11 protein-coding genes are annotated in these 13990 nt (G+C 58.0%); 7 read left to right on the top strand and 4 right to left on the bottom strand.

Going from position 1 to position 13990, the window contains the following annotated elements; translation table 11 throughout:
* Positions 1–57: 57 nt before the first annotated feature.
* The 3 genes from FXN63_RS22045 to FXN63_RS22035 form a co-directional block, all read right to left on the bottom strand.
* Positions 58–1344: an aspartate aminotransferase family protein gene (locus FXN63_RS22045; RefSeq protein WP_148817582.1), complete on the bottom strand. Its 1287-nt coding sequence runs from the start codon at positions 1342–1344 to the stop codon at positions 58–60.
* Positions 1345–1446: 102 nt separating this feature from the next.
* Entirely contained in the window at positions 1447–1809 is a 363-nt protein-coding gene (locus FXN63_RS22040; protein ID WP_148819682.1) for a cupin domain-containing protein, read from the bottom strand.
* A 207-nt stretch (positions 1810–2016) separates the two neighbouring features.
* Positions 2017–2916, bottom strand: a complete 900-nt coding sequence (locus tag FXN63_RS22035) for a LysR substrate-binding domain-containing protein (RefSeq protein WP_148819680.1) — start codon at positions 2914–2916, stop codon at positions 2017–2019.
* Positions 2917–3079: 163 nt separating this feature from the next.
* Here FXN63_RS22035 and FXN63_RS22030 point away from each other — a divergent pair, with 163 nt between their 5' ends.
* The 6 genes from FXN63_RS22030 to FXN63_RS22005 all read left to right on the top strand — a co-directional run bounded on the left by FXN63_RS22030 (position 3080) and on the right by FXN63_RS22005 (position 10111).
* Positions 3080–4546, top strand: coding sequence for an aldehyde dehydrogenase family protein (locus FXN63_RS22030; protein WP_342791199.1), 1467 nt, complete (start codon positions 3080–3082; stop codon positions 4544–4546).
* Between the two features lie 57 nt (positions 4547–4603).
* Positions 4604–5272, top strand: a complete 669-nt coding sequence (locus FXN63_RS22025; protein ID WP_148817579.1) for a haloacid dehalogenase type II — start codon at positions 4604–4606, stop codon at positions 5270–5272.
* Positions 5269–6543 (top strand): NAD(P)/FAD-dependent oxidoreductase, encoded by a 1275-nt coding sequence (locus tag FXN63_RS22020; protein ID WP_148817577.1) that lies wholly within the window; start codon positions 5269–5271, stop codon positions 6541–6543. The genes FXN63_RS22025 and FXN63_RS22020 overlap by 4 nt, the downstream gene beginning before the upstream one ends.
* Positions 6544–6627: 84 nt before the next feature.
* A complete protein-coding gene (locus FXN63_RS22015; RefSeq protein WP_148817575.1) occupies positions 6628–7578 on the top strand; it encodes an ABC transporter permease in 951 nt (316 codons plus the stop codon).
* 2 nt (positions 7579–7580) lie between these two features.
* Complete coding sequence (locus FXN63_RS22010) at positions 7581–8435, top strand: ABC transporter permease (protein ID WP_148817573.1); 855 nt, start codon at positions 7581–7583, stop codon at positions 8433–8435.
* A gap of 2 nt (positions 8436–8437) precedes the next feature.
* A complete protein-coding gene (locus FXN63_RS22005; RefSeq protein WP_148817571.1) occupies positions 8438–10111 on the top strand; it encodes an ABC transporter ATP-binding protein in 1674 nt (557 codons plus the stop codon).
* Positions 10112–10158: 47 nt separating this feature from the next.
* On the opposite strand, the gene FXN63_RS22000 is transcribed toward FXN63_RS22005, so the two are convergent.
* Positions 10159–11685 (bottom strand): ABC transporter substrate-binding protein, encoded by a 1527-nt coding sequence (locus FXN63_RS22000; RefSeq protein WP_148817569.1) that lies wholly within the window; start codon positions 11683–11685, stop codon positions 10159–10161.
* 249 nt (positions 11686–11934) lie between these two features.
* Between FXN63_RS22000 and FXN63_RS21995 the strand changes: the two genes are divergently transcribed.
* Entirely contained in the window at positions 11935–13989 is a 2055-nt protein-coding gene (locus FXN63_RS21995) for a hydantoinase/oxoprolinase family protein (RefSeq protein WP_148817567.1), read from the top strand.
* Position 13990: the final 1 nt, after the last annotated feature.

Raw genomic sequence — 13990 nt, 5'->3', positions numbered from 1 at the left:
AAAATGTGGCCGTTCAACATCACACGGATAGTCGCCAGTCGTTGATGCGTTTGACTGTCAACGCCGCTGTGCGCGAGTGATTGCGCCGTGCAGAATGCTCAGTGCTTCGTGTGCAATCTCCGCTGATGTGTTGAGCGGTGCCAGCAAACGCACCGTGTTGCGGTGAAGACCGCACTTGATGACCAACAGGCCCTCGGCGCGACATTCATCGATGACTGCCTGTGCGAACGCAGCATCGGGCTTGAAAGGGTCGCCTTCGCTGACGAATTCCAACGCGAGCATGGCACCTTCGCCGCGCACGGTTCCAATCTCGGGGAAGCATTCGGCCAACTTGTGCAAGCCTGCGCCAAGCAGCTTGCCGAGGGCTCGCCCTTGCGCAAGCAGGTCTTCTTCTTCGAAGATTTCCAGCACTGCCAAGGCTGCCGCGCAAGCCAGCGGATTGCCCGAGTAGGTGCCGCCCAGACCGCCGGGGGCGGGCGCATCCATGACCTCTGTGCGACCGACCACGCCTGCGAGCGGAAGTCCGCCCGCCAAGCTTTTTGCCACGGTAACGAGATCAGGCTTGATACCAGCATGCTGAAAGCCAAACATCTCTCCGGTGCGGCCGAAGCCCGCCTGGATTTCGTCGGCGATCAGCAAAATGCCGTGTTGGGTAGCCAAAGCGCGCAATGCTTGCAGGAATTCGCGGCCGGCCGGCAGGAATCCACCATCGCCTTGAATTGGTTCGATGATGATGGCAGCAACCCGCTCGGGCAGAATCTGTGTAGCGAAGAGGTCGTTCAGCGCGCGAATCGCATCGTCGCTGGAGATTCCCCGGTAGCTGTCCGGGTAGGACGTGTGATAGACCTCGCTCGCGAACGGGCCGAAGTTCTGTTTGTACGGCGCGCTGAAACCCGTGAGCGATGAACCAAGCAGGGTACGGCCATGAAAACCGCCCCGGAAAGCGATGATGCCCGGAACTTTCCGATATGCACGCGCAATCTTGACGGCGTTTTCGACAGCTTCGGCACCTGTGGTGACCAGCAAGGTCTTGAACGGGTCGTCGCCGCCGATCATCTTGTTCAGTTTGGCGGCCAGATTGACATACACGTCATACCCTGCAACCTGAAATGCTGCATGAGAAACGCGGCCAAGCTGATTCGTCACCGCCTGAACCACCTTGGGGTGATTATGGCCGACGTTCAGCACACCGATGCCGCCCACGAAGTCGATATAGCGCCGACCTTCCATGTCCCAGACAAGGGAGCCTTGCGCTTTATCGACAAAAATCGGGTGGGCGGTAACCACGCCGTGGGGAACATGGGTGCTGCGAGCGTCAATATGCGACTGGTTGATGCCTGACATGGCGGTAATACCTCGTGAATGCTGATGCGTGGGGTGTGGTGTTGGTGCGTTGTATTCGCTGGCTTTCAGGCTGCAGACATTTCCGCAGCGAGATTTTCCGAATCACTGCTCAGGAATATCCGCAAACACCACAAAGACTTTGCGCAGCGTTTGATGTATTTCCCACATGCCACGTGTATGAGCCGGGAAAAACAAGGTATCGCCTGCACTGATTGCATGCGGCTCACCGCCCTCGGGGGTAAACGTGCAAGAACCTGCCACAATATGCATCAGCTCGGCGTTTTTCAGCTGGCGGGCGAAGCGGCCCGGCGTGCATTCCCATACACCAGTTCGATTATCGCCAGCGCCTTCCAGAGGAATATGCAGCGTTCCCGTCCGGCTTGCCGGATCGGTAAGCGATGCGAGCAGCGGCCCATCCTCTGGCAAGGCAACAGTCGATGTCTGGGATAGCACGGTAACGGGCATGTAATCTCTTGGCGTCTGATCGTTGAGGAAATCGCGTATCTGGTTCGAGGCGAGCAGGGTCGCTGCAGCATCTTGAATCTGCAGATCGAGAATCGGGAATTTGGCGAGGTGCGTAGCGCAGCCCATTGCTGCCCGCGCTGCACAACGAAAGACTAAGTTTGGCTGGCGATGCAGTCAAATAAGCTTTTATCGCACCTCCATGCGTTTTTAATATGAGCCTGGTTCTGCAATGTGTGCGCGCACTGCATCTGCAAATGCCCTGGCCAGCATATTCAACGGGCTGTTCAACGGATATACCAAGTAAGTCTGAAATTCGATGCTCGGTGCGAAGGGCATCACCGCAATTCGTCCGGCGTAGTTGCGCGCGATGAGAGGGTTTGCCACGCTGACACCCATGCCGCAAGAGACCATGTGGCAGATGGCGGCCGAGAAGTGCGATTCGTAAGCCAAGATGCGTTTTTCCATGCCATCTACCAGGCACGCAGCATCGATTTTTTTTCGCATGACATCGCTGGACCGCAAAGACAGAAATTTTTCTCCTGCCAGGTCGGCTGGTATAACCGCTCGGTCAATGGTGGCAAGTCGATGGCTTGGATGCGTGATGCAAACGCCAATATTTTTTTGCACGATTTCATGCTCGATGCTCGTGCTGTTGAATATTTCCGATGCAATGCCGACGTCTGCATACCCCGTAGTCACCCATTGGCAAACCGTCACGGAATCGGTCACCTGCAGCGTGACATCGACGTCAGGATAAGCCTGCGCAAATCGACTGATCGCTTCAGGCGCGAGCACAATCGCCATGGAAGGGACCGATGCCACCCGTAGGCGGCCTGCTCCGCGCTTGCGAATGACATTCGCGGTGTCTTCAAGGCCGCGCAGTCCGGCGAAGGTCTGCTCTACGTCACGAAAGAACACTTGTCCCTCAAGCGTGGGCACCAGTTTTCCTGCATGCCGCTCGAAGAGCTTGAAGCCAATGCGCCGTTCCAGCGAACCAATGACGCGGCTGATGTTTGGCTGCGAGGTGTGTAATTCCTTGGCGGCCTGCGTCATCGAAAGCGACAGCATGACAGCACGGAAAGCCTCTACTTGGCGGAAGTTCAGCATCAATTTGCTCATATCAAAAATGCATACCGTCAAAGTACATGGGAATTAGTCATATGGCTAAGACTTCCTTAGAATTTCTCGCATTAGCTGATCTGGCACCTGTGAGCCGCCCTGTGGAGCCACTACCAGCATCGTCAAGACCCCCTGACAGGAGATGGAAGCGATGAATTTCGAGCCCGAAAACATTAGATTTTCCACGGGGCATTTCATCGGTGGCCGTGTGATCGGTGGTGGGGCAATGATCGATGTGCTGCGGCCGTCCGACGGCCAGATCATGGGCGGTATCCCAGACGGCACGGACGCCGTGGTGGACCATGCCGTGACCAACGCGCATGAGGCCTGGAAGACAAGCGGGTGGGGGACTTGCTCGCCGCGTGATCGAGCACGCGTGCTGCATCGCTGGGCAGATCTGCTTGACGCTCACGTCGGTGAATTGGCGCAGCTCGAAGCACTTGGATCGACCCGACCTGTCAAGGACGCGCATGGCTTCGACCTGCCGTTCACATCCGAGTGCATCCGCTTCTTCGCAGAATGCGCAGACAAGTTCGGTGGCGATGCGGTGCCTACCAAAAGCGATAGTCTAGGGCTGGTGCTGTCGGAGCCTTACGGCGTGGTTGGTGCCATCGCGCCGTGGAATTTTCCGCTCTCCATGGCTTCGTGGAAGTGCGGTCCCGCACTGGCCGCCGGCAATGCCATCGTGCTCAAACCGTCTGAGCTGACGCCGTTCTCGGTCATACGCTTTGCTGAACTCGCGGTGGAAGCGGGACTGCCTCCAGGCCTGTTCAATATTGTTCAAGGCCGTGGTAGCGAAGCTGGGGCAGCCCTGGTACGGCATCCACTCATCCGAAAAATATCGTTCACCGGATCGACCATGACCGGTGCCGCCATCATGAGCGAGTCGGCGCGCCACGGCACCAAGCCTGTCACGCTGGAACTGGGCGGCAAAAGTCCGCAGCTGGTCTATGACGACGCCGGCGACATCGCTGCAGTCGCCAGCCGCATCGTCAAAGGCTTTACCTCGAACGCGGGTCAGGCTTGTGTGTCAGGCACCCGTCTGATCGTGCAGCGTGGCATCGCCGAGCGGCTCGTCAATGAAATCGTGGCGCAGGTGTCCCACTTCAAGCCGGGTGCCACGTGGCGCGAGGCAACGAATTTCGCTCCGCTGATCAACGAGCGGCAAGCGAACAAGGTGCACGCAAGCGTCCGCTTGTCAGTGGAGCAAGGTGCGACTGCCCTGTGTGGGGGAGATTTCTTCCAGACCGATGTGGGGGGCTATTTCTACCGACCGACTTTGCTTGCCGACGTGAACGGCGGCATGGAAGCGGTGCGCGAAGAGATTTTCGGCCCGGTGCTCACCGTGCAGACATTTGATGAAGAAGAAGAGGGGCTTCTGCTGGCGGACCACCCGACATATGGCTTGGCTGCGGGTGTGCATACGCAGGATATCGGTCGGGCTTTGCGCGCGACGCGACGCATTCAGGCAGGCACCGTGTGGATCAACCGCTTTGGCCGGACATGGGACTTCATCTTGCCGACAGGCGGGTTCAAGGGGTCTGGCCTGGGCAAGGATCTGGGCCGTCAGGCCTTCGAAGCCAACCTCCGATACAAAAGCGTTCTGGTCGATTTCTAGCATCAAGCATCCAGGCCGCATGGCCATCTACCCGACTACTATTTCCAAGGCAATTCCATGGCGATCTTCAAACCGAAGTACATCACTTTCGACTGCTACGGCACGCTGACCAACTTTGATATGGCTGGCGCAGCCCGCCGTCAATATCAGGGCAAGGTAAGCGATGGCGACATGCCTGGCTTTATCGAGAGTTTTCGAGGTTATCGCCTGGACGAGGTGCTTGGTGCCTGGAAACCGTTTCACGAAGTGGTCTGCAATGCGGTTGAACGTACCTGCCGGAAGTGGGGCGTGGATTACATCGAATCCGACGGCATGGCCATCTACCGTGCGGTGCCCACCTGGGGACCCCATGCAGACGTACCTGCCGGGTTGTCGGCGATCGCCAAGGAATTCCCGCTCGTGATCTTCTCCAACGCGGCTGACGAACAGATCGGCCATAACGTAGAGAAGTTGGGCGCGCCGTTCTTCAAGGTGTTCACCGCCCAGCAGGCCCAGGTCTACAAGCCACGCTATCGGGCATTCGAATTCATGCTGGATTCCCTGGGCTGCGGTCCTGAAGACATTCTGCATGTGTCTTCCAGCCTGCGTTACGACCTGATGTCGGCCTATGACCTGGGAATCAAGAACAAGGTGTGGGTCAATCGCGGGCACGAACCTGCCAACCCCTTCTATCAGTACACCGAAGTCAAGGACACCAGCGGCTTGGCCGCGGTCGTTGGGTTATGAAACTGGCACCTTATTGGCTGGATACCGTACCGGGATTCACCGACGGTGCCAAAGGCGAGTTGCCCAAGCGCGCCGATGTGGTAGTGATCGGTGCGGGCTTCACGGGCCTGTCGGCGGCGCGCTCGCTGGCAAAGGCCGGTGTGGACGTCGTCGTGCTGGAAGCGGACCGCATCATCGGTGAGGCGTCGGGGCGCAATGGCGGGCATTGCAGTCCTGGCACGTCTCAAGGGTTCGCGGATCTGATTGCCAAATACGGGCTTGAGACTGCCAAGCGTTATACGCAGGCCTATGACGATGCTGTCGAGTTCGTTGCGCAGATCGTCGCCGAAGAACAGATCAACTGTGATTTCGTCCGCTGTGGCAAGTTGAAGCTCGCCAGCAAGGCCAAGCATTTTCCTGGCCTGGTTCGCAACCATGACGCCATGCGTCAGCACCTGGGTTCACCGGTTCAATTGCTGTCGGCGTCGGACGTTCGTCGCGAGCTGGATTCGGATGCGTTTCACGGCGGCATGCTGGATTCACGCGCCGCCCAGATGCACATGGGCAAATTTGGCACTGGCCTGGCAATGTCGGCAGCCAGACACGGCGCACGCATTTACGAGCACACCGCAGTCACCGCACTGAACCGACTTGGCGGAGATCGCCATCGCGTTACCACTGCACGTGGCGAGATCGAAGCAGATCGTGTGCTGCTTGCGACCGGGCGGTCCGATCATGGCCCTTTCGACTGGTGGCAACGTCGCATCGTGCCGGTGGGCAGCTTTGTCATCGTCACCGAGCCTATTCCAGAACTGCTTGACCATGTTCTGCCGCAACGTCGCAATTACGTCACCAGCCTGAACTTCGGCAACTATTTCCGCACGACCCAGGACCACAGGCTGGTGTGGGGCGGGCGCGCACGATTCGCACGAAGCAATCCAGCCTCAGACATGAAGAGCGGGAAAGTCTTGAAGGAAAGTCTGGGTCAGCTTTTGCCTGCCATGCGCAATGTGCAGATCGACTATTGCTGGGGCGGGCTGGTCGAGGCGACCGCAGATCGCTTGCCCGGTGCCGGCCAACACGAGGGGCTGTATTACGCTCTTGCCTACAGTGGACACGGCACGCAGATGTCGGTGTTTCTGGGCGACCTGATGGCCGATGTCGTGAGGGGGGTGAATCGGATGAATCCGTGGGCGCGTGACAGCTGGCCTGCTGTGCCCGGCTACGCGGGCCGCAGCTGGTTCTTGCCGCTGGCGGGACTGTATTTCCGCTTCAAAGATGCCTTTTATTGAGCGGCGTGCGGTCTCGACCAAGAGCAATATAAAAAGCGTCGACCATCAGGAGACAATAATGGTTACGACACACAGCAGGTCCATATGAACGGCCTGATCTTGCGTCTGATCCTTCGTCGCATCGGAATCGGGCTGATTACCTTGTTCATCGTATGCGCGTTGGTGTTTTTCATGTCCAGCCTGCTGCCCGGAGACGCGGCACAAATGGCGCTCGGCCAGGCCGCCACGGCAGAGACGGTGGCAGCACTGCGCGCGCAGCTCGGGTTGGATCAGCCGGCGCTGCTGCGTTTCTTCACCTGGCTCGGCAACTTCGTGACCGGCAACTTCGGCATCTCGTATGCCGGTGGCCTGCCTGTCAGCGATATTGTGGCACCGCGCATCCCGAACTCGTTGATGCTGGCAGCAGCGGCCACGGCAACCTCGGTGCCGATCGCGCTCTTCCTGGGCATCGTCTCGGCCATGTACCGAGGTTCGCGTCTGGACCGTGTCATCGGAATCGGCACCATGTCTGTGGTCGCTGTGCCGGAATTCCTGGTCGCCACCCTGGCCGTATTGCTGTTCGCCGTGAAGCTCCGCTGGATGTCTGCGCTGTCGCTCGGTGCGGACCTGTCGACGGTTGCAGGCTTCTTCAAGGCTTACGGTCTGCCTGTGCTGGTTCTGTGTTGCGTGGTGGTCGCCCAGATGGCGCGCATGACGCGCGCAGCGCTCATCAACCAGCTTGACGCGGCATATGTCGAGATGACCGTGATCAAAGGCTTGAAGCCGACGCGAGTGGTGTTGCGGCACGCCCTGCCCAATGCCATTGGCCCGATCGTCAATGCCATGGCGCTCAGCCTGTCTTACCTGCTGGGTGGCGTCATCATCGTGGAAACGATTTTTTCGTACCCCGGACTCGCAAGTACCCTGGTCGATGCCGTAAGCAACCGGGATCTGCCCGTCGTGCAGTTTTGTGTGTTGTTCTTCAGCGCGTGCTACCTGTTGCTGCTGCTGATCGCAGACATCGTGACGATCATTTTCAATCCTAGGCTGCGCTGACCATGACGAACATTCTGCGTATACCAAGCCTGGGCGGACGCTTCTTCCTGTCCCTGTCGATTTCCGGGCGGGTGGGCTTGTGCATATCGATCTTCTGGATATTGATTGCCATATTCGGCCCGTGGATTGCCCCCTATGGCGCCACTGATTTCACCGACGGTCCGATATTCGGTCCGTTGACGCTGGCCTATCCGATGGGCACCGATTACCTCGGCCGCGATCTGCTGAGCCGTGTGCTGCTTGGCGCGCGCTTTTCCATTGGTCTGGCATTGGTGGCCACCCTGCTTGCAAGCACCTGCGGTACCTTGCTGGCCTTGATATCTACCGTGATCGGCGGATGGTTCGACGAGGCACTCAGCAGGTTGATGGATTCACTGCTGATCCTGCCGAGCAAGATTCTGGCCTTGTTGATGGTCGCCATCTATGGGTCTTCGCTGCCTGTGCTGGTATTGACCGCTGCAGTCACCTACATGCCAGGTGCCTACCGGATCGCTCGGTCGCAAGCACTTGGCCTGAATGCAATGGAATACGTCATGGTGTCTCGCCTGAACAGCGAAAGCAGACTCTATATCGCCTGCAAGGACATCTTGCCGAACATGATCCATCCGATGATGGCTGACTTCGGCCTGCGGTTTGTCTACAACGTATTGATGTTGAGCAGCTTGAGCTTTCTCGGCCTGGGTGTGCAGCCGCCGGATGCCGACTGGGGATCGCTTGTGCGAGAGAATCTGTCGGGCCTCTCGACCGGAGCACCTGCGGTGCTGATGCCCGCCATTGCCATCGCCACCCTGACAATCGGTGCGAATTTATTCATCGATAGTCTGCAGGCGCGCAAGCGTCTGGGCGCAGGGAGCTAAGAATGACTGTTCCGCCATTGGTTGAAGTCCTTGGTCTGCAGGTGGTCGCCGCCGGTGCCGACGGCAAAGAGACCACTATCGTGAAGGACGTCGGCTTCTCGATCAACAAAGGAGAAGTGCTCGCCCTGATCGGAGAATCGGGGTCGGGCAAGACGACGATTGCGCTGACGCTGCTTGGCTACACAAAACCTGGTTGTCGGATCGCAGCCGGTCGTATTCGTGTGGGCGACACCGACGTGACCACTGCCAAACGCCGAGCGCTTTACAAGTTTCGAGGCTCGTATGTTGCCTATGTCGCGCAAAGTGCATCGGCGTCGTTCAACCCCTCGTTGAAGATCCTGGATCAAGTGGTCGAAGGCGTGTGTGTACATGGCCTCATGGATCGCAAGGCAGCGTGTGAAAAGGCCGTGCAATTGTTCCAATCACTGGCATTGCCTTCGCCGCAAACAATCGGGGAGCGCTATCCCCACCAGGTGTCGGGCGGGCAGCTTCAAAGGCTGATGGCTGCCATGGCGCTCATGTCCGATCCACAACTGGTCGTCTTCGATGAGCCCACCACCGCATTGGACGTGACCACACAGATCGAGGTTCTGAACGCGTTCAAACATGCCATCAAAGGACTGGGCATCAGCGCGGTCTACGTGTCCCATGACCTTGCTGTTGTGTCCCAGGTCGCCGACAAGGTACTGGTGTTGAAAGGCGGGGAAATTCAAGAACAGGCAGATGTGCTCAAGATCATTGATCAGCCTGCACATCCCTACACCCGCAGTCTGATGGCAGCAGCCATGCCGATCCCTCGGCTGTCGGACGACGATGCCGTGCAGGCTGCCGCGCAAGCGCCGCTTCTTCAGATCACGGGCATGACCGCAGGGTATGGAAAGCGTGATGCGTCGGGTATGCCAGCACTCAAGATCCTTGACGAGATCGATCTGACAGTTCGGCGAGGCACCACCATGGGCGTGATCGGCGAGTCAGGCAGCGGAAAGTCCACGCTGGCCTACGTCGTCGCCGGCCTTCTGTCACCAGCCAAGGGACAGATCTCGTTTGACGGCAAGCCGTTGCAGGGGAAGTCCGCTGACCGCGACAGAGATCTGCATCGGCGTATTCAGTTGGTGTTTCAGAATGCCGACAAGGTATTGAACCCGTCCCACAGCGTGGGCGAGATTCTGGCGCGCCCGCTCAAGCTGTTCGAGCGCTGTGCGCCTGGCCAGATCAAGGTGCAAGTCGCTCGCATGCTGGACATGGTCAAGCTGCCGGTGGCGATGATTAACCGGCGTCCTGCAGAACTGTCAGGCGGGCAAAAGCAACGCGTCAATCTTGCCAGGGCATTGGCGGCCGAACCGGAGTTGATTATCTGCGATGAGGTCACGTCCGCACTCGATACCGTCGTTGGCGCAGCCATTCTGGATCTGCTTGTCGAATTGCGTCATGAATTGCAGATGTCCTACATCTTCATCAGTCATGACATTTCCACGGTAAGAACCATGTGTGATGAAATCACCGTGCTGTACCAGGGTCGCAAGGTCGACGAGTGCCCTCGCGGCGCGCTGACCGGCCAGCCCCGTCATGCCTACACCGAACTGTTGATCGACTCTGTCCCAGAGCTTCGACAGGGTTGGCTGGAAGAGGCCAGTCAGCGAATGCGGGCAAAGCGTGATCAGGTCTCCAACGCATAAAAAAACCCGCGAATAATTTCGCGGGTTTTTATTCAGCCCTACGAGTGTCAAGCGCGCCAGATTGCTTCCGCAACGCGATAGCCCATGTTCATACCCGACGGGTTCGGTACATAGCCGCGAATTTTCTTTGATACCCCGTCCAGGATCGCCGTGAATACCGGGATGATGGTGCCGGAATTTTCATGCACCAGAGTCTGCATGTCGCCGTAAATGGCTTTACGCTTGTTGAAGTCGCCTTCGGCGCGAGCCGAGTCCAGCAGCTGGTCGAGTTTTGGCTCTTTCCATTGCGCTTCGTTGGTGCTCGACGTCGATCGGTAGAACAGGTCGAAAATCATGCCGACATTGGGTCGGTTTGAAATCGAACCGTAAGTCATTGGATACTTGGTCCAGTAAGTTGACCAATAACCATCGACGGGAACCTGTCGAACTTTGAAGTTGAACCCGACCTTGGCACCGAAGCCCTGCAGGAACTGTGCACCTTCGACGGATGCGGCAATTCCGGGCTGGCAAATGATGTCCATGCTCGAACCTGCCAATCCGCTTTTCTGAACATGGAATTTCGCTTTGTCCAGATCGAACGGACGCTGCGGCAAGCCTTCCAGGAAATAGGGATCCCAGGGAGCAACGGGGTGATCGTTTGCGATGGCACCGTAACCCTGCATCACGCTGTCCAGCATGCGTTTGCGATCCTGCATGTATCGCACGGCCGCAACAAAATCCTTATTGCCTGCAACAGCATGATCCTGCCTCAGGATCAGGTCGGTATAAAGCGGCAGTTTATTCACGACCAGGCTGACATTGTTGCTGGATTCAACCTGCTTGGCGTAACGCGTTTCCACCAACGCACAAATATCCACGTCGCCGGCGAGCACGGCATTGACGCGCGCTGCGCTGTCGGTCACACCAAATATCTCGACTGAATCGAGGTGCGGGAGTCCATTTTTCCAATAGTTCGGGTTTCGCTTTGCGGAAAACTTGTTGCCCGCTACAAACGTTTCGAGCACGTAGGGACCCGTACCGACAGGCTTGCTGAAGTCCGTTACACCCTCTTTGACGATGAGGAAATAGCTGCTGCCCAATACCGACGGCAAATCAAAATCAGGTTTGGACAGCGTCAGGGAGACTTCGTATTTGCTCAAGGCCTTGATATCGGCAAAGCCATTTGCAATCGCGATGGCTTTGGAGGCCGTGGCCGGCTCCTTGTGACGTGCCAGGGAATACACCACGTCGGCCGACGTGAGCTCCGAGCCATCGTGAAAATGAATGCCTTTTTTCAGCGTGATCAGCCACTTGGAGCCGTCACTGCTTTCAAGCCGTTCGGCCAGTGCCAAGTCGGGGACCATCGACGCATTGAATTCGGTCAGGGCATTGAATAGACAAAACTGTTTGGTCCAGTCTGCGGAGTGCGCGCCCTTGGCGGGATCGAGCGTGTCCGACACTGAACTGTTCTGCACTGCAATCTTGACGTGCCCGCCCTTCTTTGGAGTCTCCTGGGCCCATGAAAGCGAGGGAAGATGGGCCAGCGCACTGGCCGTCGTGCATATAGAAAGAAAGCCTCGTCTGCTGGTCTGCATGGTGTTCCCCTTTTTTTCGATGCGATTGGAGTGTGGCCATTACGGGCCTCAGAGCAGTCTATGAGCGTTCATCGATGCACTCCAATACGCATTTCTAGGCACGCGATGCACTTTTAATATGACTGTTCACCGCGCGGTTCTCATATATCAAAAGTGTATGGTGTGTAAGCCGATAGGAATTTGTCATATGGGAAGGGTGTTTCTACACTAGGTCCAATCAAACAAACTCTCGCAATAAGGCAGGCAACGATGGGCTTGAGAATCGGGGTAGACATCGGCGGATCCTTCGCCGACTTTGCGGTGCTGGATGAGTCGACACGGACGATTCGTACACTCAAAGTTTTTTCGCGACCCGATAATCCGGGCAGCGAAGTGCTTGCCGGTATGTCCGAGCTGACTCAGCGCTACGGCATCGAGCCGAAGGATGTTTCTTACTTTACCCATGGCACCACCGTCGGGGTCAATGCGGTGGTGCAGCGCAAGGGGCTGAAACTCGGCCTGATCACGACCCGCCATTTCGAGGATGTGCTGGATATCGCGCGTCTAAAAATCCCCGAGATGTATCACCTGAAATCCAAGCGCCCTGCGCCACTGATCACGCGGGATCGCGTGGTGGGCGTGGTCGAACGCATGGCAGCCGACGGCACCGTCGATACGCCGGTGGACGAAGCCAGTGTGCTTGCTGCAGCCGAGACCTTGCGTGCCGCAGGGTGCGAAGGTGTGGTGGTATCGCTGCTTCATTCATACCGCAATCCGGCGCATGAGCAGCAGGTGAAGGCGCTGATCGAGTCTGCGATTCCTGGCATGTTCGTTTCCTGCTCGCACGAAGTGTGGCCGATCATCCGCGAGTACGAACGCACGCTCACCGCAGTCATCGGTGGTTATGTGCAGCCACGTGTCTCGCATTACCTGACAAGCCTGCAGGCCGCATTGAAGCAGGCTGGCGTTGGAGTCGATCTGAAGGTCACCAAGTCCAACGGCGGTGTCATGAGCGCCGAGTATGGCAAGAACAATTGCGTGCAGATGATTCTCTCAGGGACGGCATCCGGCGTGATTGGCGCGGCATATGTCTCTCAGCAGTGCGGGATCAAGCGTTGCATGAGCCTGGACATCGGCGGCACCACCGCCGACATGGCATTGATCATCGACGGCGAGCCCCAGTATGCAACAGGCGAATACATCGGCGACTTCCAGATTCATATTCCGTCCGTGTCGGTATCGTCGGTCGGCGACGGTGGCGGTTCGATCGCTTGGGTGGATCGCTTCGGCGTGTTGAAGGTCGGACCGGAAAGCGCCGGTTCCAATCCTGGCCCGGTCTGCTATGGCCGTGGGGGTACGCAGCCAACGATTACCGATGCATTTGCCGTCATGGGTGTCATTGGCAGCGCCGAGCTTGGCTACAACGCGGTGAAGGTCGACGTTCAAGCTGCACGTGACGCGATCGCGCCGCTGGCAGCCCGCTTGGGCCGAGACGTGCTGGCGACGGCAGAAGCCATTGTGGAAGTGTCCGTATCCAGCATGTATGCCGGCGTCAGTCGCATCATTTCGCGTTTCGGCGTGGACCCCCGCGAATTCACCTTGATGCCCTTCGGCGGCGCAGGTCCGATGATGGCGTGTTACCTGGCCCGCGCGCTCAACGTCAATCAGTTGCTCGTGCCGACCACGCCCGGCGTGTTGTCTGCGCTTGGTGGTCTGATCGCGGATCTGAAGAACGACTTCGTCAAGACGACTTACTACGACCTCACGTCGGACACCATCCGATCGCTGCAAGAGGAAATGCACCGTCTGGAAGTCCAGGCGCGTGCGTGGTTGTCGGCGGAGGGCGGTGATCCCGACCAGGCAGCCATTCATGTATCGGCTGACATGCGTTATCGCGGGCAGTCCTTCGAGATCGATACGCCGCTGGTGCCTGAATGGCTGCGGGATGGAAACATGGCCGCCATCAGCGAGGCATTCCATATCGAACACAAACGCCTGTACGGTCACAGCGATGACACGGCACCGCTGCAAGTGGTCGCCTTGCGTCTGGTCATTACCTCGAAAACGCCGAAGCCCCGTCTGCGCGAGATCGAGCGCGCCACCAGCGCATCGATCCCGTCGGCCAATGTGCAGGTTTGGCTTGATGGTGCCTTGCGTTCGGTGCCGCTGTATCGACGTGTTGACCTTCTGGCCGGACACGCTTTCGAGGGGCCGGCAATCATTGCTCAGGACGACTGCACGACGACCGTGCTTCCTGACTACAAAGTGCTGGTGGATGCCTACGGCAATCTGGAAATCACGGCCGCAGACCGCGTTGGAGCGTAAG

This window comes from Pigmentiphaga aceris, assembly GCF_008119665.1.
Lineage (GTDB): Bacteria > Pseudomonadota > Gammaproteobacteria > Burkholderiales > Burkholderiaceae_B > Pigmentiphaga > Pigmentiphaga aceris.
Note: the sequence above shows the minus strand (reverse complement) of the source record. Positions and strands in the feature narration are given on the sequence as shown.

Bases quoted from the DNA above. Each gene is read 5' to 3' on its own strand.
- FXN63_RS22000 (WP_148817569.1), bottom strand. From the start codon at position 11,685: ATGCAGACCAGCAGACGAGGCTTTCTTTCTATATGCACGACGGCCAGT.
- FXN63_RS22040 (WP_148819682.1), bottom strand. From the start codon at position 1,809: ATGCCCGTTACCGTGCTATCCCAGACATCGACTGTTGCCTTGCCAGAG.
- FXN63_RS22020 (WP_148817577.1), top strand. From the start codon at position 5,269: ATGAAACTGGCACCTTATTGGCTGGATACCGTACCGGGATTCACCGAC.
- FXN63_RS22015 (WP_148817575.1), top strand. From the start codon at position 6,628: ATGAACGGCCTGATCTTGCGTCTGATCCTTCGTCGCATCGGAATCGGG.
- FXN63_RS21995 (WP_148817567.1), top strand. From the start codon at position 11,935: ATGGGCTTGAGAATCGGGGTAGACATCGGCGGATCCTTCGCCGACTTT.
- FXN63_RS22005 (WP_148817571.1), top strand. From the start codon at position 8,438: ATGACTGTTCCGCCATTGGTTGAAGTCCTTGGTCTGCAGGTGGTCGCC.
- FXN63_RS22030 (WP_342791199.1), top strand. From the start codon at position 3,080: ATGAATTTCGAGCCCGAAAACATTAGATTTTCCACGGGGCATTTCATC.
- FXN63_RS22010 (WP_148817573.1), top strand. From the start codon at position 7,581: ATGACGAACATTCTGCGTATACCAAGCCTGGGCGGACGCTTCTTCCTG.
- FXN63_RS22045 (WP_148817582.1), bottom strand. From the start codon at position 1,344: ATGTCAGGCATCAACCAGTCGCATATTGACGCTCGCAGCACCCATGTT.
- FXN63_RS22025 (WP_148817579.1), top strand. From the start codon at position 4,604: ATGGCGATCTTCAAACCGAAGTACATCACTTTCGACTGCTACGGCACG.
- FXN63_RS22035 (WP_148819680.1), bottom strand. From the start codon at position 2,916: ATGCTGAACTTCCGCCAAGTAGAGGCTTTCCGTGCTGTCATGCTGTCG.